Below are 14,088 nucleotides of genomic sequence, written 5' to 3' on the forward strand. Positions count from 1 at the left end.
TCAAAAAAGAGTATTAAAGTAAGAAAAACCACTTCATAAAAAGATAAGGATTGTAGAAAAAATCCACATTTTATATTTTTCAACTCACAAAATTTAGTTTAATTTGATTTAAAAAAAGCTAAGCAAAAAACAAATACGCCAATCCAATTGCAGTAATCACGCCCACCAAATCCGCCAAAAGCATGGCAACAACGGTATATCTCGTGTTTTTCACAGCTACTGCTCCAAAATAAACTGCAATCACATAAAACGTCGTATCTGAGCTTCCCTGAAGAATCGCTGCCAATTTTCCCTGGAAGCTGTCTGCACCAAAAGTTCTCATTGTATCTACCATCATACCTCTGGCTCCAGAACCGGATAACGGTTTAATTAAAGCAGTTGGAAGTCCGTCAACAAATCTTGCATCAAGATTGGATGCGCTTGCAACCCACTTCATTCCGTCAATAATTACCTCAAAAACACCGGAAGTTCTTAAAAGCGAAATCGCAATCAACATTCCAACTAAATAAGGAATAATCTTTACACAGGTTGTAAAACCTTCTTTTGCACCTTCAATAAACGCATCAAAGACATTTATTTTTTTGTACACCGCACCAAGAACAATCGCCACGAAAATAAAAAGAATCAAACCATTGCTTAAAACCTGACTGAATGTATCTAAATTTTCTTTGGTAAGACCTGTTAAATACCAAACAAGAAGTGCAACCAGTAGTGAAACTCCACCAATGTAAGCCAAAAGTACGGGTTTCAAAAGGTTGATTTTCTGATAAATAGAAACAATAATCATTGCTGCTAACGTTGCTGCAAAAGTGGCAATCATGCAGTAAAGGAAAATATCGGTTGGGTTTTTAGATCCATTTGAAGCTCGTAATGCAATAATAGAAACCGGAATCAGCGTCATTCCTCCTGCATGAAGGCAGAGAAACATAATTTGCGAATTGCTTGCAGTGTCTTTATTGGGATTCAAAGTCTGTAAACTTTCCATCGCTTTTAATCCAAAAGGTGTTGCAGCATTATCTAAACCTAAAAGATTGGCGCTGAAATTCATTAGCATATGTCCGAAAGCGGGATGGTTTTTAGGGATTTCAGGAAATAATTTGGAAAAGAAAGGTTGAATTAATCTGCTTAATAAATTGATTCCGCCTGCTTTTTCGGCAATGCTCATGAATCCCATAAATAAAGCCATAATTCCTATTAATCCTAAACAGATTTTCACTGCGGTTTCGGAAGTACCGATAACGCCGTCTGTCTGTTGAATTCTATAAACTTTTACATTTTGTTTTAAAGAATCAGTTTTATAATGAATTCTACTTTCAGCAAAATCATTTTTCTTCATCAAACTATCTCTCACAATTGGGGAAAGGGTGTTGATTTTTTGGGTTGCAATCTGTACTGTATCACCACCTTTTCCAACAACCATATCGTTGAATATAGTTTTGTAATGGTTTGACGAAATATATTTTACACTTGCAATCGCAATGGCGATGATAATAAAAGCCGACCAAATTCTGCTGAGAACCATTTGATTAAATTAATTTTTAGAAAAGATAATAATTTTAATGTGAAAAATTGAACGTTTATCTAAACCATTAAGATTCAATAAAAAATTAAGAGTATTAAGAAAAGAAATAAATGATATTTTAAATTATTTTTCATCCAAATAAACCAAAAAACCTTCAAAATCATCATCCAAATTTTTCAAAACCTTTGCATTGGCGGTTTTTTTCTTTAATTCATCAATGAAAAAGCTTTTTTCAAAAAACTGACGGTGGATTCCGGGTAAAATTTCCATGAAATAATCCATCCCGATTTTGTTGTTGTGGAGATCCATTTTGGTTTCCAAAGGCTGATTTGGAAATAATTCTTCGTGCAAATCTGTAATTTTTTTGCAGAAATCCAATGCTTTTTCGGGCGAAGAAATTTTGCTGCAATACATCATGATCAGGCAACACCAAAGCGAATGTCTGAAAGCGTTTCCCTCTCCGTTTTTAGATGCCGTTTTTGGATATAATTTTTGCGCAATGGAAAAAGCTTTTACCGTTGCATAAAAACTTAAAATTGAAAATAGAGGATGAGGTAAAACAGCAGATAAGAGCTTAAGAATTTTCTTAAAACTCATGCTTTTTATGGTGTTAAAAATTACTTTAAAAGTCCTCATAAAATAAAAATCTCTCCCGAAATAGAGAGAGATTGTATGATTTTTAGTTTAAATATTAAGCTTTTACAGCTAAAAGATTTACTGTTTTTGAAACTACTTCTTTGATTTCTGTTCTTTTTACAATGAAATCTACGAAACCTTTTTCCTGCAAAAATTCTGAAGTCTGGAAACCTTCAGGCAAATCTCTACCAATAGTTTCACGGATAACTCTTGGTCCTGCAAATCCGATCAATGCTTTTGGTTCAGCCATAATGATGTCTGCAGTCATTGCAAAAGATGCGGTAATTCCACCGAAAGTCGGGTCACAAAGGTAAGCGATGTACAAAAGACCTGCTTCTGAAAGCTGAGCTAATTTAGACTGAACTTTTGCCAACTGCATCAAAGAATACGTTGCTTCCTGCATTCTCGCACCTCCAGACTGACAAATAATCATATACGGAAGTCTTTTTTCGATACAGTAATCAATTGCTCTTCTGATTTTTTCACCCATTACAGAGCCTAAAGACCCGCCAATGAATGCAAAATCCATACAAGAAACTACCATTTCAGTTCCGTTTACAGTTCCAACAGCATTTCTGATAGAATCAGTTAATTTTGTCTTCGCTTTTACTTCTTTTAAACGGTCTGTATAAGATTTTGTATCTTTAAAGTTAAGGATATCAATACTTTCAACATTCGCATCAAGCTCAGTAAATTTTCCTTCGTCGAAAAGAATGTCAAAAAATTCTGCACTTCCAATTCTTACGTGAAATCCATCTTCAGGAGAAACATAATTGTTTTTCTTTAGTTCATCATGTTCCACAACTTTTCCAGACGGAGTTTGATGCCAAAGTCCTTTCGGAACATCCTTTTTGTCGTCTGTAGAAGTGGTAATATTTTGTGCTTTTCTTTTAAACCAGTCGAATGCCATTTATGAAATTTTAGATTTTAGATCTTGAATTATAGATTAAAAACAATTTAAAATCTATAATTCAAAATTTATAATTTATTTAAGCGTATTTACGTTATTTAAATCTTCAAATGCCTGAACTAATCTCTTAGAGAAGGTTTCTTCACCTTTTCTGATCCAAACTCTTGGGTCGTAGAATTTTTTGTTTGGTTTTTCTTCTCCATCAGGATTTCCGATTTGGGTTCTCAGATATTCTACATTATCTACCATGTAATCTCTGATTCCTTCTGTGTAAGCAAACTGAAGGTCAGTATCAATATTCATCTTAATTACCCCATAATCAATTGCTTCTCTGATCTCTTCTAAAGTAGAACCTGAACCACCGTGGAATACAAAATTAATTGGCTTTTCAGCAGTTCCGAATTTCTCCTGAACGAATTTCTGAGAGTTATCTAAGATTTTTGGAGTCAAAACAACATTTCCTGGCTTGTAAACACCGTGTACGTTTCCGAAAGCAGCAGCAATTGTAAAGTTATCAGAAATAGCTTTCAATTTTTCGTAAGTATAAGCTACATCTTCAGGTTGGGTGTATAATTTAGAATTATCAACATCAGAATTGTCTACACCATCTTCTTCACCTCCCGTAACACCGATTTCAACTTCTAAAGTCATCTGCATTTTTGCCATTCTTTCAAAATATTCAGCAGAAATCTCAAGATTTTCTTCTAAAGATTCTTCAGAAAGATCAAGCATGTGAGAAGAGTAAAGAGATTTACCTGTTTGCTTGAAGAATTCTTCGTTAGCGTCCATCAAACCGTCGATCCAAGGCAATAATTTTTTTGCAGCGTGATCTGTGTGAAGAATTACCGTTGCTCCGTAAGCTTCAGCCAAAGTGTGAATGTGTCTTGCTCCTGCAATACCTCCAACAATAGCTGCTTTTTGAGCGTCATTACTCAATCCTTTTCCTGCGTTGAAAGATGCTCCACCGTTAGAAAACTGAATGATTACCGGTGAGTTTAATTTTGCTGCAGTTTCCATTACTGCATTTACGTTGCTGGAACCGATTACGTTCACTGCAGGTAATGCAAATTTATTTTCTTTTGCATACTGGAAAATATCTGTAACTAACTGACCTGTGGCAACTCCTGCCGGGAAAATTCTGCTCATATTTTAGCTTTTATATAAAATTAGGGTATGTTTTAAAAATTCTTGTAAAGATAATCAATTTTGAGAAATGATTAATTTCTTTTATCTCTTCCCCAAAGTAACTTTTGGCGAATGGTTTCATAGAAACTTAAATTGTTAGGTTGTACCAATAATAATTGAAAACTTGCCTTTTTAATCACAATTTCTTTATCGGTTTCAATATGAATTAATCTTGAATCTAATGAAAGCGAATATTGCGGAACTCTGCTTTCTACTTTAAATTTAATTTCAACCGTATCATTCACCACCAAAGGTCTTACATTCAAATTATGTGGTGCGATAGGAGTGATGACAAAGTTTTGATTGATAGGTGAAATTATTGGCCCGCCACAACTTAAAGAATAAGCGGTTGATCCAGTTGGAGTGGAAACGATAACACCATCTCCCCAAAAAACATTTAAAAATTCATTATTAATATATGAATCTACTGTTACCATTGAAGTTGTTTCTTTTCTTGAAACGGTAACATCATTTAAGGCATAGGGAAAAAAATCATCCAATTCTGGCGAAACGACCTGAATCACTGAACGACGGCTGGTTTTCACATCTCCTTTTAAAATAGAATCTAATTCTTTAAAGGCTTCTTCTTTGGTAAAACTTGCCAAAAATCCTAATCTTCCGGTATTTACACCGACAACGGGTATTTCTAAGTCTTCGATAAATGTTAATGAATTTACAATCGTTCCGTCGCCACCAAAAGTGAAGAATAAATCTACTTTTTTCTCAATAAGATCCTGTTTGTTTCCAAAAGTTTCGAATATTTTCGAGAATTGAAGGGCTTCTGCCATTTCATCAAACAAAACAGATTTTACGCCTCTGCTTTCCAGTTCAGAAATAAATTTGCTTAAATATAAAAAAGTATCAAGATCTTTTTTCTGAGAATATATGGCTGCCTTCATGTTAGATTTCTATAAATTTTTGTAAAAAACCAAATCGGTCTTTAAACATATCTGTCTTTTCGTCAGAATAGTATTTTTCAACAATTCTATAATCATATCTGTCGAATGTAGCATCAATGGACGCAAGATTTTCATTGCTGATTTTTATCGTAACCTGAATTGCTTCCTCGGACATCAAACTGATAAATCCCCCATAAAATTTTGAGTTGTTGCTCTCAATAATATTGGCAATTTCAGTCATCGAATATCTTCTTGCCGGAACTTCAACCGTTAAAGTAGCTCCCGATTCGGAAAATAAAGGATACAGCGAAAGATTTTGGAAAACATCGTCACAACCGATATATCCCAAATATTTTTCATTTTTATTAATCACAGGAATCACATTGGTGTTGAAGGTGTAAAACAGACGAATACTGTCCATAATATTATTATCCTCCAAAATCGCAAAACGCTCAATCTGATGTTCTAGGTTTTTTAACAAGCCTTCTTCTTCATAAAGAAAATCTTTGGCGATGGCTCCGTAAAAGTGGTGTGATTTTTTGATGAAAATATGCGTATATCCAAAAGCGTCGAGCATTTCTCTAGCTGATTCTATAGAGTCAGTAAGGTGAAAGCAAGGAAAATCTTTTGAGACGTAGTCTTTGATAAACATTGTGCTAATTTATAAAAAATTAAACGAATCCTTTTCTTAAAATTGTTGTTTTTTTTGACGAAAATAAAAATTCAGTCAAAATAATTTGTTTGTGTGAAAAATAAATGTACCTTTGTCGCCTTTCATTTTTACTTTTTATTAGATTTATTTCAAACTGCACTGTCTTTTGACAGACGCAGTTTTTTTATTTTAAGGGCTTTTGCAGAATTTTTATAACTAAATTTATTCTTCGAAGTTCTTTAATTTAAACGCAAAGTTGCAAAGTTTTTTTGAACTGCTAATTGCTTTTAAGCTATACAACGGCGTTCTACTTAGCAAAGTCTGCAAAGAATTAATTTAAAAGTAACTATTATTTAATTCCTAAAACTTTCGCAAATTCCCACATTACTATTCCCCCGCAAACGCTTACATTTAAAGAATGTTTTGTTCCTAATTGCGGAATTTCCAAAAATGTATCGATATTCGGCAATGCTTCATCACTAATTCCTTCTACTTCATTACCTAAAATTACAGCATATTTCTTTGTATTGTCAATCGTAAAGTCTGAAATCATCTGACTGTTTGAAGTCTGCTCAATTCCTAAAATTTCAAAACCCTGGCTTTTCAAACCAGCAATCGTTACATTAATATCTGCTTTATACGACCAATCTACACTTTCTGTTGCCCCAAGAGCTGCTTTGTGAATTTCACGATGCGGAGGTTGAGGTGTAATTCCGCAAAGAATAATTTTTTGAACCAAAAATGCGTCTGCCGTTCTGAATGTTGCTCCCACATTATGCATGCTTCTGATGTTATCTAGAACAACAATCAGCGGTATTTTCTCAACTTTTTTAAATGTTTCTACATCGATTCGGTTAAGTTCTTCCAGTTTTAATTTGTGTACCACTCTATATTTGTTGAGATTAATTTATATTTATTATTTACGAAATCTAATGTCTTTTCAGATTTACAAATTTTACTTTTTTGTTCCCATAATCTGGTGAACATTTTTCTCGATATTCTGCGCAATGGTCTCCATTGGAATATCGTTTTCATCATTATTAAAAGGATCTTCAATTTCTTCAGCAATCAATTCCAAACTCATCAAAACATAATATACAAAAACAGTCAGCGGAATCATAAACAATCCAAGATTGATAACATACGCAATAGGCAAAGCTAAAACATATAAAATGATAAACTTTTTAATAAATGAAGAGTAAGAATACGGAATCGGTGTGTTTTTAATTCTTTCACAACCGCCACAAACATCCAAAAAACCTGAAATCTGGGTGTCTAAATACAACATTTCAATATCTGAAATCTTTCCTTCTTTTTTAAGCTGGTGCAATTTATGAGTGAGATGGATAATCATATCGGTCGGTCCGTGACTTCTCAAAGATTTTTCAATTTCAGAATAATCCTCATCTAAAGCGAGCCTTGTCGATTCTTGCGAAAGATGTTTTGCCAAAAAATGTGGAAAATATTTTAAATATCTTGCAATTTGATCAGCAGATTGTCGGTCTTCGGCAAGAATAATATTAATTTTTATGGCGAAATTTCTCGTGTCATTCACTAGTTTTCCCCAAAGTTTTCTTCCTTCCCACCATCTGTCATATGCAGTATTTGTTCTGAAAACCAATAACAAAGACAAAACAAAACCAAGCAGAGAGTGAATCATTCCAACATTGCTGACTTTAGATTTCGAGGTTAAATGAAGATATTCGATTTCCAAATATTGTATTCCGAAAGAATAAATTCCCATCAAAACCATCGTCGGAAAAAGGATTTTCATCGTGTCGCTTTTGTGTAAGCTGACCAATATTTTCAGGAAATGTTTTGTATTGTAAACTCTCATGGTTTGCGTGTCTTTTGCAAAGATAAAATATTCGGATTATTGTTTTCCGCAGAAATTTTAATTTTGGGATTAAATTTCTCTCGCAGATAAAGCTGGTGTCGCAGATTTTTTAGAATTTATTCGGTCACGAATGCACGAAATTTTTTGAGTCATTTATTGAAGGCTTCATTTAAAATAAATAATAATTACAATTGTCCGTAATTTGTCATCATTAAGAATATTGTATTTCTTTGCTAAGTTTACGTCTTTCGTACATTCGTGGCATTTTTCATAATTATCAGTGTAAATCTGTCCAATCAGTGGTAACTAATCCCTTCAAAATTTTTCCAAATTTCAAAAAAACACTATTTTTATTTCGCATTAAAAAACAAAACAGATGATTCTCGAAAACGTGGATGTGGTCAGCGACATCAGTAAAGAAGATTTTCAGGAAAATTATTTCAAGAAGAAAAAACCTCTTCTAATCAAGAACTACGCGAGTCGCTGGGAAGCTTTCGACAAATGGAATTTTGATTTTATTAAAGAAAAAGCGGGTGAACAGGAAGTTCCACTCTACGACAATAAACCTGCGGATGCAAAGAAAAGTTCTGATGCACCAGTAACAAAGATGAAAATGAAGGATTATATCGACACGATAAAATCCAAACCTTCTGATCTGCGTATTTTCTTTTACATCATCACCGACCGGCTTCCAGAATTGTTGAAAAACTTTACATATCCTGATTTGGGAATTAAATTTTTCAAGCGGCTTCCGACTTTATTTTTTGGTGGAAGTGATGCGCATGTTCTAATGCATTACGATGTTGATCTGGGAGATTTTATGCACTTTCATTTTGAAGGAAAGAAAAGAATTTTGCTCTTTGACCAGAAACAGTCGAAGTTTTTATATAAAGTTCCGCTGTCAGTTCACACAGTTTATGATATCGATTACGAAAATCCTGATTACGAGAAATTTCCGGCGTTGAAATACGCCAAAGGAATTGAAATTTTCATGGAACACGGCGATGCCCTTTTTATTCCCGGCGCATTCTGGCATTTCAACAGATACTTGGAACCTGGTTTTTCAATGTCTCTCAGAGCTTTACCAAATAAACCTAAAGTTTTCGCGAATATGCTGTATCATGTTTTTATTATGCGTTATACGGATAAGATTCTGCGGAAATTATTTAAATCTGAATGGGTAGATTATAAGCAAAAATGGGCGTATGAAAAGGCAACGGAGGCTTTGGAAAAGCATTTAAGTAAAAATAAAAGTTAATCCTCCAATATTTTTATGCCACGAATGCACTAATTTATATAAAATGATAAAATGATTTTATCGCAAACCGAAATATCATTCGTGCATTCGCGGCAATTCCAACAGTACACAATTTATTTTTAATCATCCATAAAAAATCTGTGCAATCCGTGGGAAACCAAATCACCATTTTCCTCCTTCTTTTTTTATTCTTATTTTTACCAACCCAAATTTAAGTATATCTCAATGGCAAAGGCGACGAAGAAAGAGACCCCGTTAATGACGCAGTATAACACCATCAAGGCGAAATATCCTGATGCGCTTTTGCTTTTCAGAGTGGGTGATTTCTACGAAACCTTCGGTCAGGATGCCGTGAGAACTTCTCAGATTTTGGGGATTGTTCTGACAAAAAGAGCGAATGGCGACGGTCATATCGAACTGGCCGGTTTCCCGCATCATTCGGTGGATTCTTATTTGCCTAAATTGGTCAGAGCCGGAATTCGTGTGGCGATTTGTGACCAACTGGAAGATCCAAAAACCGTCAAAGGAATTGTAAAACGTGGCGTAACAGAATTGGTGACGCCTGGAGTGACATTCAACGATCAGGTTCTGACTTCGAAAAAGAATAATTTCCTGCTTTCTCTTCATAAAGAAAAAGAAAAATACGGAATCGCTTTGGTCGACGTTTCAACGGGAGAATTTTTGGTGAGCGAAGGAAATTTAGATAAAATTTTACACATCATCAACACATTTGACCCGAGTGAAATTATTTATCAACGAAGCGTACAAATTCCCGATCAGCTGAAAAACAGAAACGTTTTCAAACTGGAAGACTGGGCATATCAATATAACTTTGCCTACGAAAAACTGACAAATCAGTTTAAAACCAATTCATTAAAAGGCTTTGGCGTTGAAGGTTTACCTTTGGCAATTACCGCAGCAGGAGCGATTTTCGCTTATCTGGTGGAAGATACCCATCATAAATTATTGGCGCACATCACCAAAATTCAGATTATTCCGCAGGAAGATTATCTGATGATGGATCATTTTACGCTGAGAAATCTCGAAATCGTTTATCCAAGCCATCCGAAAGGAAAATCTTTGTTGGATATTATTGATAAAACTTCTACGCCGATGGGTGGAAGATTATTGAGAAGACGAATTATTCTGCCTTTAAAATCTGTTGAGGAAATTGGTAGACGGCTTTCGTTAATTGACTTTTTAAATGAAAATGATCATTTAAAATATGAAATTTCACAATTATTAAGGGCGATCTCAGATCTGGATCGATTGATGGGTAAACTTGCGGCAGAGAAAATTTCACCTAAAGAATTAGGTTATCTCCGTCAGAGTCTGATCAATATTCAGAAAATTAAAGGATTGCTTCATCCTCACGCCGATGTCTTGGCTTGGTTGGAGCCTTTAAATTCATTAGATGACCTGATTCAGTTGCTGGAAAATCATTTGAATGAAGAACTTCCGGTCAATTTATCAAAAGGAAATGTCATCAAACAGAATATCTCTGAAGAGCTCGATCATTTGAGAGGTTTGCAAAATAAAGGGCGTGGTTTTCTGGACGAAATGTGTCAGCGTGAAGTGGAACGCACCGGAATTACCAGTCTGAAAATTGATTTTAATAATGTTTTCGGATATTTTATTGAAGTAAGAAATACCCACAAAGATAAAGTTCCAAGCGATTGGATCAGAAAGCAGACGTTGGTGAATGCAGAAAGATACATCACCGAGGAATTAAAAGAATACGAAAGTCAGATTTTAGGCGCTGAAGAAAAAATCAGTGTTTTGGAAAATCAGTTATACCGAAAAGTCTGTTCGGATACGATGATTTACATGGACAGAATTCAGGAAAATTCAAATATTATTGCGCAGCTTGATGTTGCAGTTGGTCTGTCTGAACTGGCGGTTTCTGAAAGTTATACCAAACCTGTTTTGAATGACGGATTTAAAATTGACTTAAAGGAAGCGAGACATCCAATCATTGAAAATGCCCTTCCTTTGGGCGAAAAATATATTCCGAATGACATCTTTTTAGATAAAGATTCGCAGCAGATCATTATGGTAACCGGTCCCAACATGGCAGGTAAATCTGCAATTCTGCGTCAGACGGCTATTGTATGTCTGATGGCTCAAATTGGGAGTTTTGTTCCTGCAAAACACGCTGAAATTGGAGTTTTAGATAAGATTTTTACAAGAGTTGGAGCTTCAGATAATATTTCTGCCGGAGAGTCAACTTTTATGGTTGAAATGAATGAGGCGGCATATATTTTAAATAATATTTCAGACCGAAGTTTGATTTTATTAGACGAAATTGGTCGTGGAACTTCCACTTACGATGGAGTTTCAATTGCCTGGGCGATTGCGGAATATCTGCATCAACATCCGACTCAGGCAAAGACTTTATTTGCAACGCATTATCATGAGTTGAATGAAATGACTGTGAATTTTGAGCGTGTGAAAAATTTTCACGTTTCTATTCAGGAGAATAAAGGAAATATTATCTTTTTGAGAAAATTAATTCCTGGTGGAAGCGAACATAGTTTCGGTATTCATGTTGCGAAATTGGCCGGAATGCCGTCAAAAGTTGTCAACAGAGCCAATGATATCTTAAAAACTTTAGAAGCCAGCCGTTCTCAAGGTGGTTCGTCTGAAGGCGTAAAAAGGGTGACTGAGGAAAATATGCAACTTTCTTTCTTTCAGTTGGATGATCCGGTTTTAGAAAATATCAGAGAAGAATTAACGAAAATCGACATTAATACTTTGACGCCGATTGAAGCTTTGATGAAATTGAATTCCATTAAAAAGATGATTGGGAAGTAGATTGAGTTTAAAGGTCGGAGTATTGTTGAGAATGATTATTCAATATTCATTGTTAGAGGAATTTTGACAATGCTTCTTACGAAGTTTCTATCATGTTTTGCTGGAATCCACTTACTTTTAATCCGTTTCATGGCTTTTTCGACAGCAAGGTTAAAACTTATATTTGAGCCAATAACTTGAACTTTCTTCACGCTTCCATCACGTTCTACAGTGAAATTAAGCATTGCTTTATGGGTGTTTTCTCCTTTTTTTAATTTAACAGATTCCAATGTAATAAGATTCTCAATCTTTTTGGTGAAAGCTTCCATGCCATCGGGAAAGTAAGCTTCATGATCGGGAAAATCGTGACATATTGTAGCAGTTAAAGAGTTTTCAATTTCTTTTGGTATTGATAGAGGTGTGGGAAGAGACGAAATTTCTTGTCCGAAAATCAATCCGTTAAAAATGATAGTTGATAATAAAATTAAATATTTTTTCAAAATAATTTAGGACTTAGACATTGTTAAAGGAATTCTAAATCTGCTTCTCACAATTTCACCTTTGTATAGAGCTGGTTTCCATTTATCTTTAATGCTTCTGACTGCTTTTTTTACTGCGGCATTAAAGCTTTCATTTGATCCGGTAACTTTCAAGTCGGTCATGCTTCCGTCTTTTTCAATTGCAAAACTAATCATTCCTTTAAGATCATTTTCTCCATTTTCAGGTTGAACAGAATCCAAAATAATTGCTTTTTCAAATTTGGTTCTGAAAGCTAAAATTCCTTCCGGAAAAACGGGCATCTGATCAGGATTTTCGTAAATTTTATTAACATCTACAGGAGCATTCTTATCTTCTTTTTCAATTTGAGGAACAGCAGGAGATGAAGTAACTTGTCCGAAAATAATCCCGTTAAAAATAAGTGAAATAATAAAAATAAATTTTTTCATGATTAAGTTTTCTCAAAAATAGAAAATATTTGCAAAGATTTATGATTTGGATAATTGTGAGTTGAATAAATTTTTTTATTTAAAACTTATTGTCAAAGGTACTTTGAATTTATAACGAATTTTTTCTCCATTGAGTTCAGCCGGAATCCATTTCTGTTTAATTTTTGAAATGGCTCTTATAGCTTCGGTGTTAAAACTTTCGTTAGTCCCAAAGGCTTTAATTTCTACCAGAGAACCCTCTTTGTCTACAATAAAAATTATTTCGCAGGTTTCTTTTTCTAAGTTAGTGATAACTTTTCGAACTTTAAAATTCTTACTGATGAGATTCTGAAATTCGGTATTTCCAAGAGAAAAAACAGCTGGTTTCTCGGCTTCTATTTTGATCTTACCATTCTTTTGAATTAATGCTAATTCATTAAGTTCTATTGTTCCATTGATGGCTTCTTGCCCGAAAATGAAACAAAAAAAGAGTAAAGAAAATAGCGTTATAAGTTTTGTCACAGGTAAAGTTTTCGCTAAGATAAACTTTAGAACTAATATTTTTTACTCGTTAAAGGAAAATAGAATAAATAGCGAACAGGTTTTCCGCTTAATTTTGCGGGTTTCCATCGTGCAAATATTCCTCTTACGCCTAATTCTGCAGCTTCAACATGCTTTTTATTGCTTCCGACTGCAACAACATTTCTTACATATCCTGTTTTTTCAACAACAAAATAAAGACGGGTATCTACTTTTTCGTTATTTTTTAAATCTAATGTTTCTATGCTTTCAAAATATTTTCTCTTAAAAGCCTCCATCCCACCGGGAAATTCAGGTTTTTCATCAGCACTTATTACAGCATCTTTGATATCTATTTTTGATCTTACATACTCTAAATCAGGGATTCCTGAAGGAACTGAACCTTTGTTTGCAACCGCATTATTGGTTTTTTCTGAAATATTTTTGGTTTCCATACCAGAATTAGATTCTTCTAAAGGAAAATAAATAAGGTAACGAACCGCTTGATTATTAACTAAAGCAGGTTTCCATCTTTCAAAAACACCTTTTATGGCAGTTTCTGCTTCTTTAAGGTCACTTTTGTTTGATCCAATAGCGGTGAAACTCTTTATATATCCTGTTTTTTCAATAATAAAATATAAGCGGGTGTCGTTTGCTTTTTTCTTTTTGGAATCTGACGATTTTAAACTTTCAAAAAAACGGTTTTTAAATTTTTCTATTCCACCAGGAAACTCCGGGAGTTGATCTGCTTTCGTAACAACATCTTTTAAATCTATTTTGCTTTTTACGATTTCGTAATCGGGAATTTGGTTTATTTCACTAACCGTGCCCTGATTTATGCTGTCTCCATCACGGTTTTGAGCAGACGCAATTATTCCGAAAAACAGACCGAAGAAAAGAATCGCCTTTTTCATTAAATTTAATTTTAGTAATACTGATTCTGAGATAATT

The 14,088-nt window shown here is 34.2% G+C and carries 14 protein-coding genes; 2 read left to right on the plus strand and 12 right to left on the minus strand.

Going from position 1 to position 14,088, the window contains the following annotated elements:
* Window positions 1-118: 118 nt before the first annotated feature.
* From OEA66_RS13555 to OEA66_RS13590, 8 genes are all read right to left on the minus strand, one after another.
* A complete protein-coding gene (locus OEA66_RS13555; protein WP_267281874.1) occupies window positions 119-1,522 on the minus strand; it encodes a spore maturation protein in 1,404 nt (467 codons plus the stop codon).
* A gap of 123 nt (window positions 1,523-1,645) precedes the next feature.
* Complete coding sequence (locus tag OEA66_RS13560) at window positions 1,646-2,158, minus strand: DUF6973 domain-containing protein (protein ID WP_267281875.1); 513 nt, start codon at window positions 2,156-2,158, stop codon at window positions 1,646-1,648.
* A 55-nt stretch (window positions 2,159-2,213) separates the two neighbouring features.
* Window positions 2,214-3,068 (minus strand): acetyl-CoA carboxylase, carboxyltransferase subunit beta, encoded by an 855-nt coding sequence (gene accD / locus OEA66_RS13565; RefSeq protein WP_267281876.1) that lies wholly within the window; start codon window positions 3,066-3,068, stop codon window positions 2,214-2,216.
* 75 nt (window positions 3,069-3,143) lie between these two features.
* The gene (fbaA, locus tag OEA66_RS13570; RefSeq protein WP_267281877.1) at window positions 3,144-4,214 is read right to left on the minus strand and encodes a class II fructose-bisphosphate aldolase; all 1,071 of its coding nucleotides are present in this window, start codon (window positions 4,212-4,214) and stop codon (window positions 3,144-3,146) included.
* A 71-nt stretch (window positions 4,215-4,285) separates the two neighbouring features.
* Window positions 4,286-5,152, minus strand: coding sequence for an NAD kinase (locus tag OEA66_RS13575; protein WP_267263905.1), 867 nt, complete (start codon window positions 5,150-5,152; stop codon window positions 4,286-4,288).
* 1 nt (window position 5,153) lies between these two features.
* Entirely contained in the window at window positions 5,154-5,804 is a 651-nt protein-coding gene (locus tag OEA66_RS13580) for a CBS domain-containing protein (RefSeq protein ID WP_267281878.1), read from the minus strand.
* Window positions 5,805-6,153: 349 nt separating this feature from the next.
* Window positions 6,154-6,690, minus strand: a complete 537-nt coding sequence (locus OEA66_RS13585) for an RNA methyltransferase (RefSeq protein ID WP_267281879.1) — start codon at window positions 6,688-6,690, stop codon at window positions 6,154-6,156.
* Window positions 6,691-6,759: 69 nt separating this feature from the next.
* Window positions 6,760-7,641, minus strand: coding sequence for a bestrophin family protein (locus OEA66_RS13590; RefSeq protein ID WP_267281880.1), 882 nt, complete (start codon window positions 7,639-7,641; stop codon window positions 6,760-6,762).
* A 376-nt stretch (window positions 7,642-8,017) separates the two neighbouring features.
* Here OEA66_RS13590 and OEA66_RS13595 point away from each other — a divergent pair, with 376 nt between their 5' ends.
* Window positions 8,018-8,899 carry a cupin-like domain-containing protein gene (locus OEA66_RS13595; protein ID WP_267281881.1) on the plus strand — a complete coding sequence of 294 codons (882 nt, stop codon included), beginning with the start codon at window positions 8,018-8,020 and terminating at the stop codon, window positions 8,897-8,899.
* A gap of 225 nt (window positions 8,900-9,124) precedes the next feature.
* Window positions 9,125-11,713: a DNA mismatch repair protein MutS gene (gene mutS / locus OEA66_RS13600; protein ID WP_267281882.1), complete on the plus strand. Its 2,589-nt coding sequence runs from the start codon at window positions 9,125-9,127 to the stop codon at window positions 11,711-11,713.
* A gap of 35 nt (window positions 11,714-11,748) precedes the next feature.
* On the opposite strand, the gene OEA66_RS13605 is transcribed toward mutS, so the two are convergent.
* From OEA66_RS13605 to OEA66_RS13620, 4 genes are all read right to left on the minus strand, one after another.
* A complete protein-coding gene (locus OEA66_RS13605; RefSeq protein WP_267281883.1) occupies window positions 11,749-12,192 on the minus strand; it encodes an energy transducer TonB in 444 nt (147 codons plus the stop codon).
* A gap of 6 nt (window positions 12,193-12,198) precedes the next feature.
* Window positions 12,199-12,639 carry an energy transducer TonB gene (locus OEA66_RS13610; RefSeq protein ID WP_267281884.1) on the minus strand — a complete coding sequence of 147 codons (441 nt, stop codon included), beginning with the start codon at window positions 12,637-12,639 and terminating at the stop codon, window positions 12,199-12,201.
* A gap of 75 nt (window positions 12,640-12,714) precedes the next feature.
* Window positions 12,715-13,140, minus strand: a complete 426-nt coding sequence (locus OEA66_RS13615; RefSeq protein WP_267281885.1) for an energy transducer TonB — start codon at window positions 13,138-13,140, stop codon at window positions 12,715-12,717.
* A 32-nt stretch (window positions 13,141-13,172) separates the two neighbouring features.
* A complete protein-coding gene (locus OEA66_RS13620) occupies window positions 13,173-14,051 on the minus strand; it encodes an energy transducer TonB (RefSeq protein WP_267281886.1) in 879 nt (292 codons plus the stop codon).
* Window positions 14,052-14,088: the final 37 nt, after the last annotated feature.

The sequence above is a fragment of the Chryseobacterium luquanense genome, assembly GCF_026460945.1.
GTDB lineage: Bacteria > Bacteroidota > Bacteroidia > Flavobacteriales > Weeksellaceae > Chryseobacterium > Chryseobacterium luquanense.

Excerpts from the sequence above, each read along its gene's own strand:
- OEA66_RS13555 (WP_267281874.1), bottom strand. The coding sequence starts at position 1,522 with ATGGTTCTCAGCAGAATTTGGTCGGCTTTTATTATCATCGCCATTGCG.
- OEA66_RS13560 (WP_267281875.1), bottom strand. The coding sequence starts at position 2,158 with ATGAGGACTTTTAAAGTAATTTTTAACACCATAAAAAGCATGAGTTTT.
- accD (WP_267281876.1), bottom strand. The coding sequence starts at position 3,068 with ATGGCATTCGACTGGTTTAAAAGAAAAGCACAAAATATTACCACTTCT.
- fbaA (WP_267281877.1), bottom strand. The coding sequence starts at position 4,214 with ATGAGCAGAATTTTCCCGGCAGGAGTTGCCACAGGTCAGTTAGTTACA.
- OEA66_RS13575 (WP_267263905.1), bottom strand. The coding sequence starts at position 5,152 with ATGAAGGCAGCCATATATTCTCAGAAAAAAGATCTTGATACTTTTTTA.
- OEA66_RS13580 (WP_267281878.1), bottom strand. The coding sequence starts at position 5,804 with ATGTTTATCAAAGACTACGTCTCAAAAGATTTTCCTTGCTTTCACCTT.
- OEA66_RS13590 (WP_267281880.1), bottom strand. The coding sequence starts at position 7,641 with ATGAGAGTTTACAATACAAAACATTTCCTGAAAATATTGGTCAGCTTA.
- OEA66_RS13595 (WP_267281881.1), top strand. The coding sequence starts at position 8,018 with ATGATTCTCGAAAACGTGGATGTGGTCAGCGACATCAGTAAAGAAGAT.
- mutS (WP_267281882.1), top strand. The coding sequence starts at position 9,125 with ATGGCAAAGGCGACGAAGAAAGAGACCCCGTTAATGACGCAGTATAAC.
- OEA66_RS13610 (WP_267281884.1), bottom strand. The coding sequence starts at position 12,639 with ATGAAAAAATTTATTTTTATTATTTCACTTATTTTTAACGGGATTATT.
- OEA66_RS13620 (WP_267281886.1), bottom strand. The coding sequence starts at position 14,051 with ATGAAAAAGGCGATTCTTTTCTTCGGTCTGTTTTTCGGAATAATTGCG.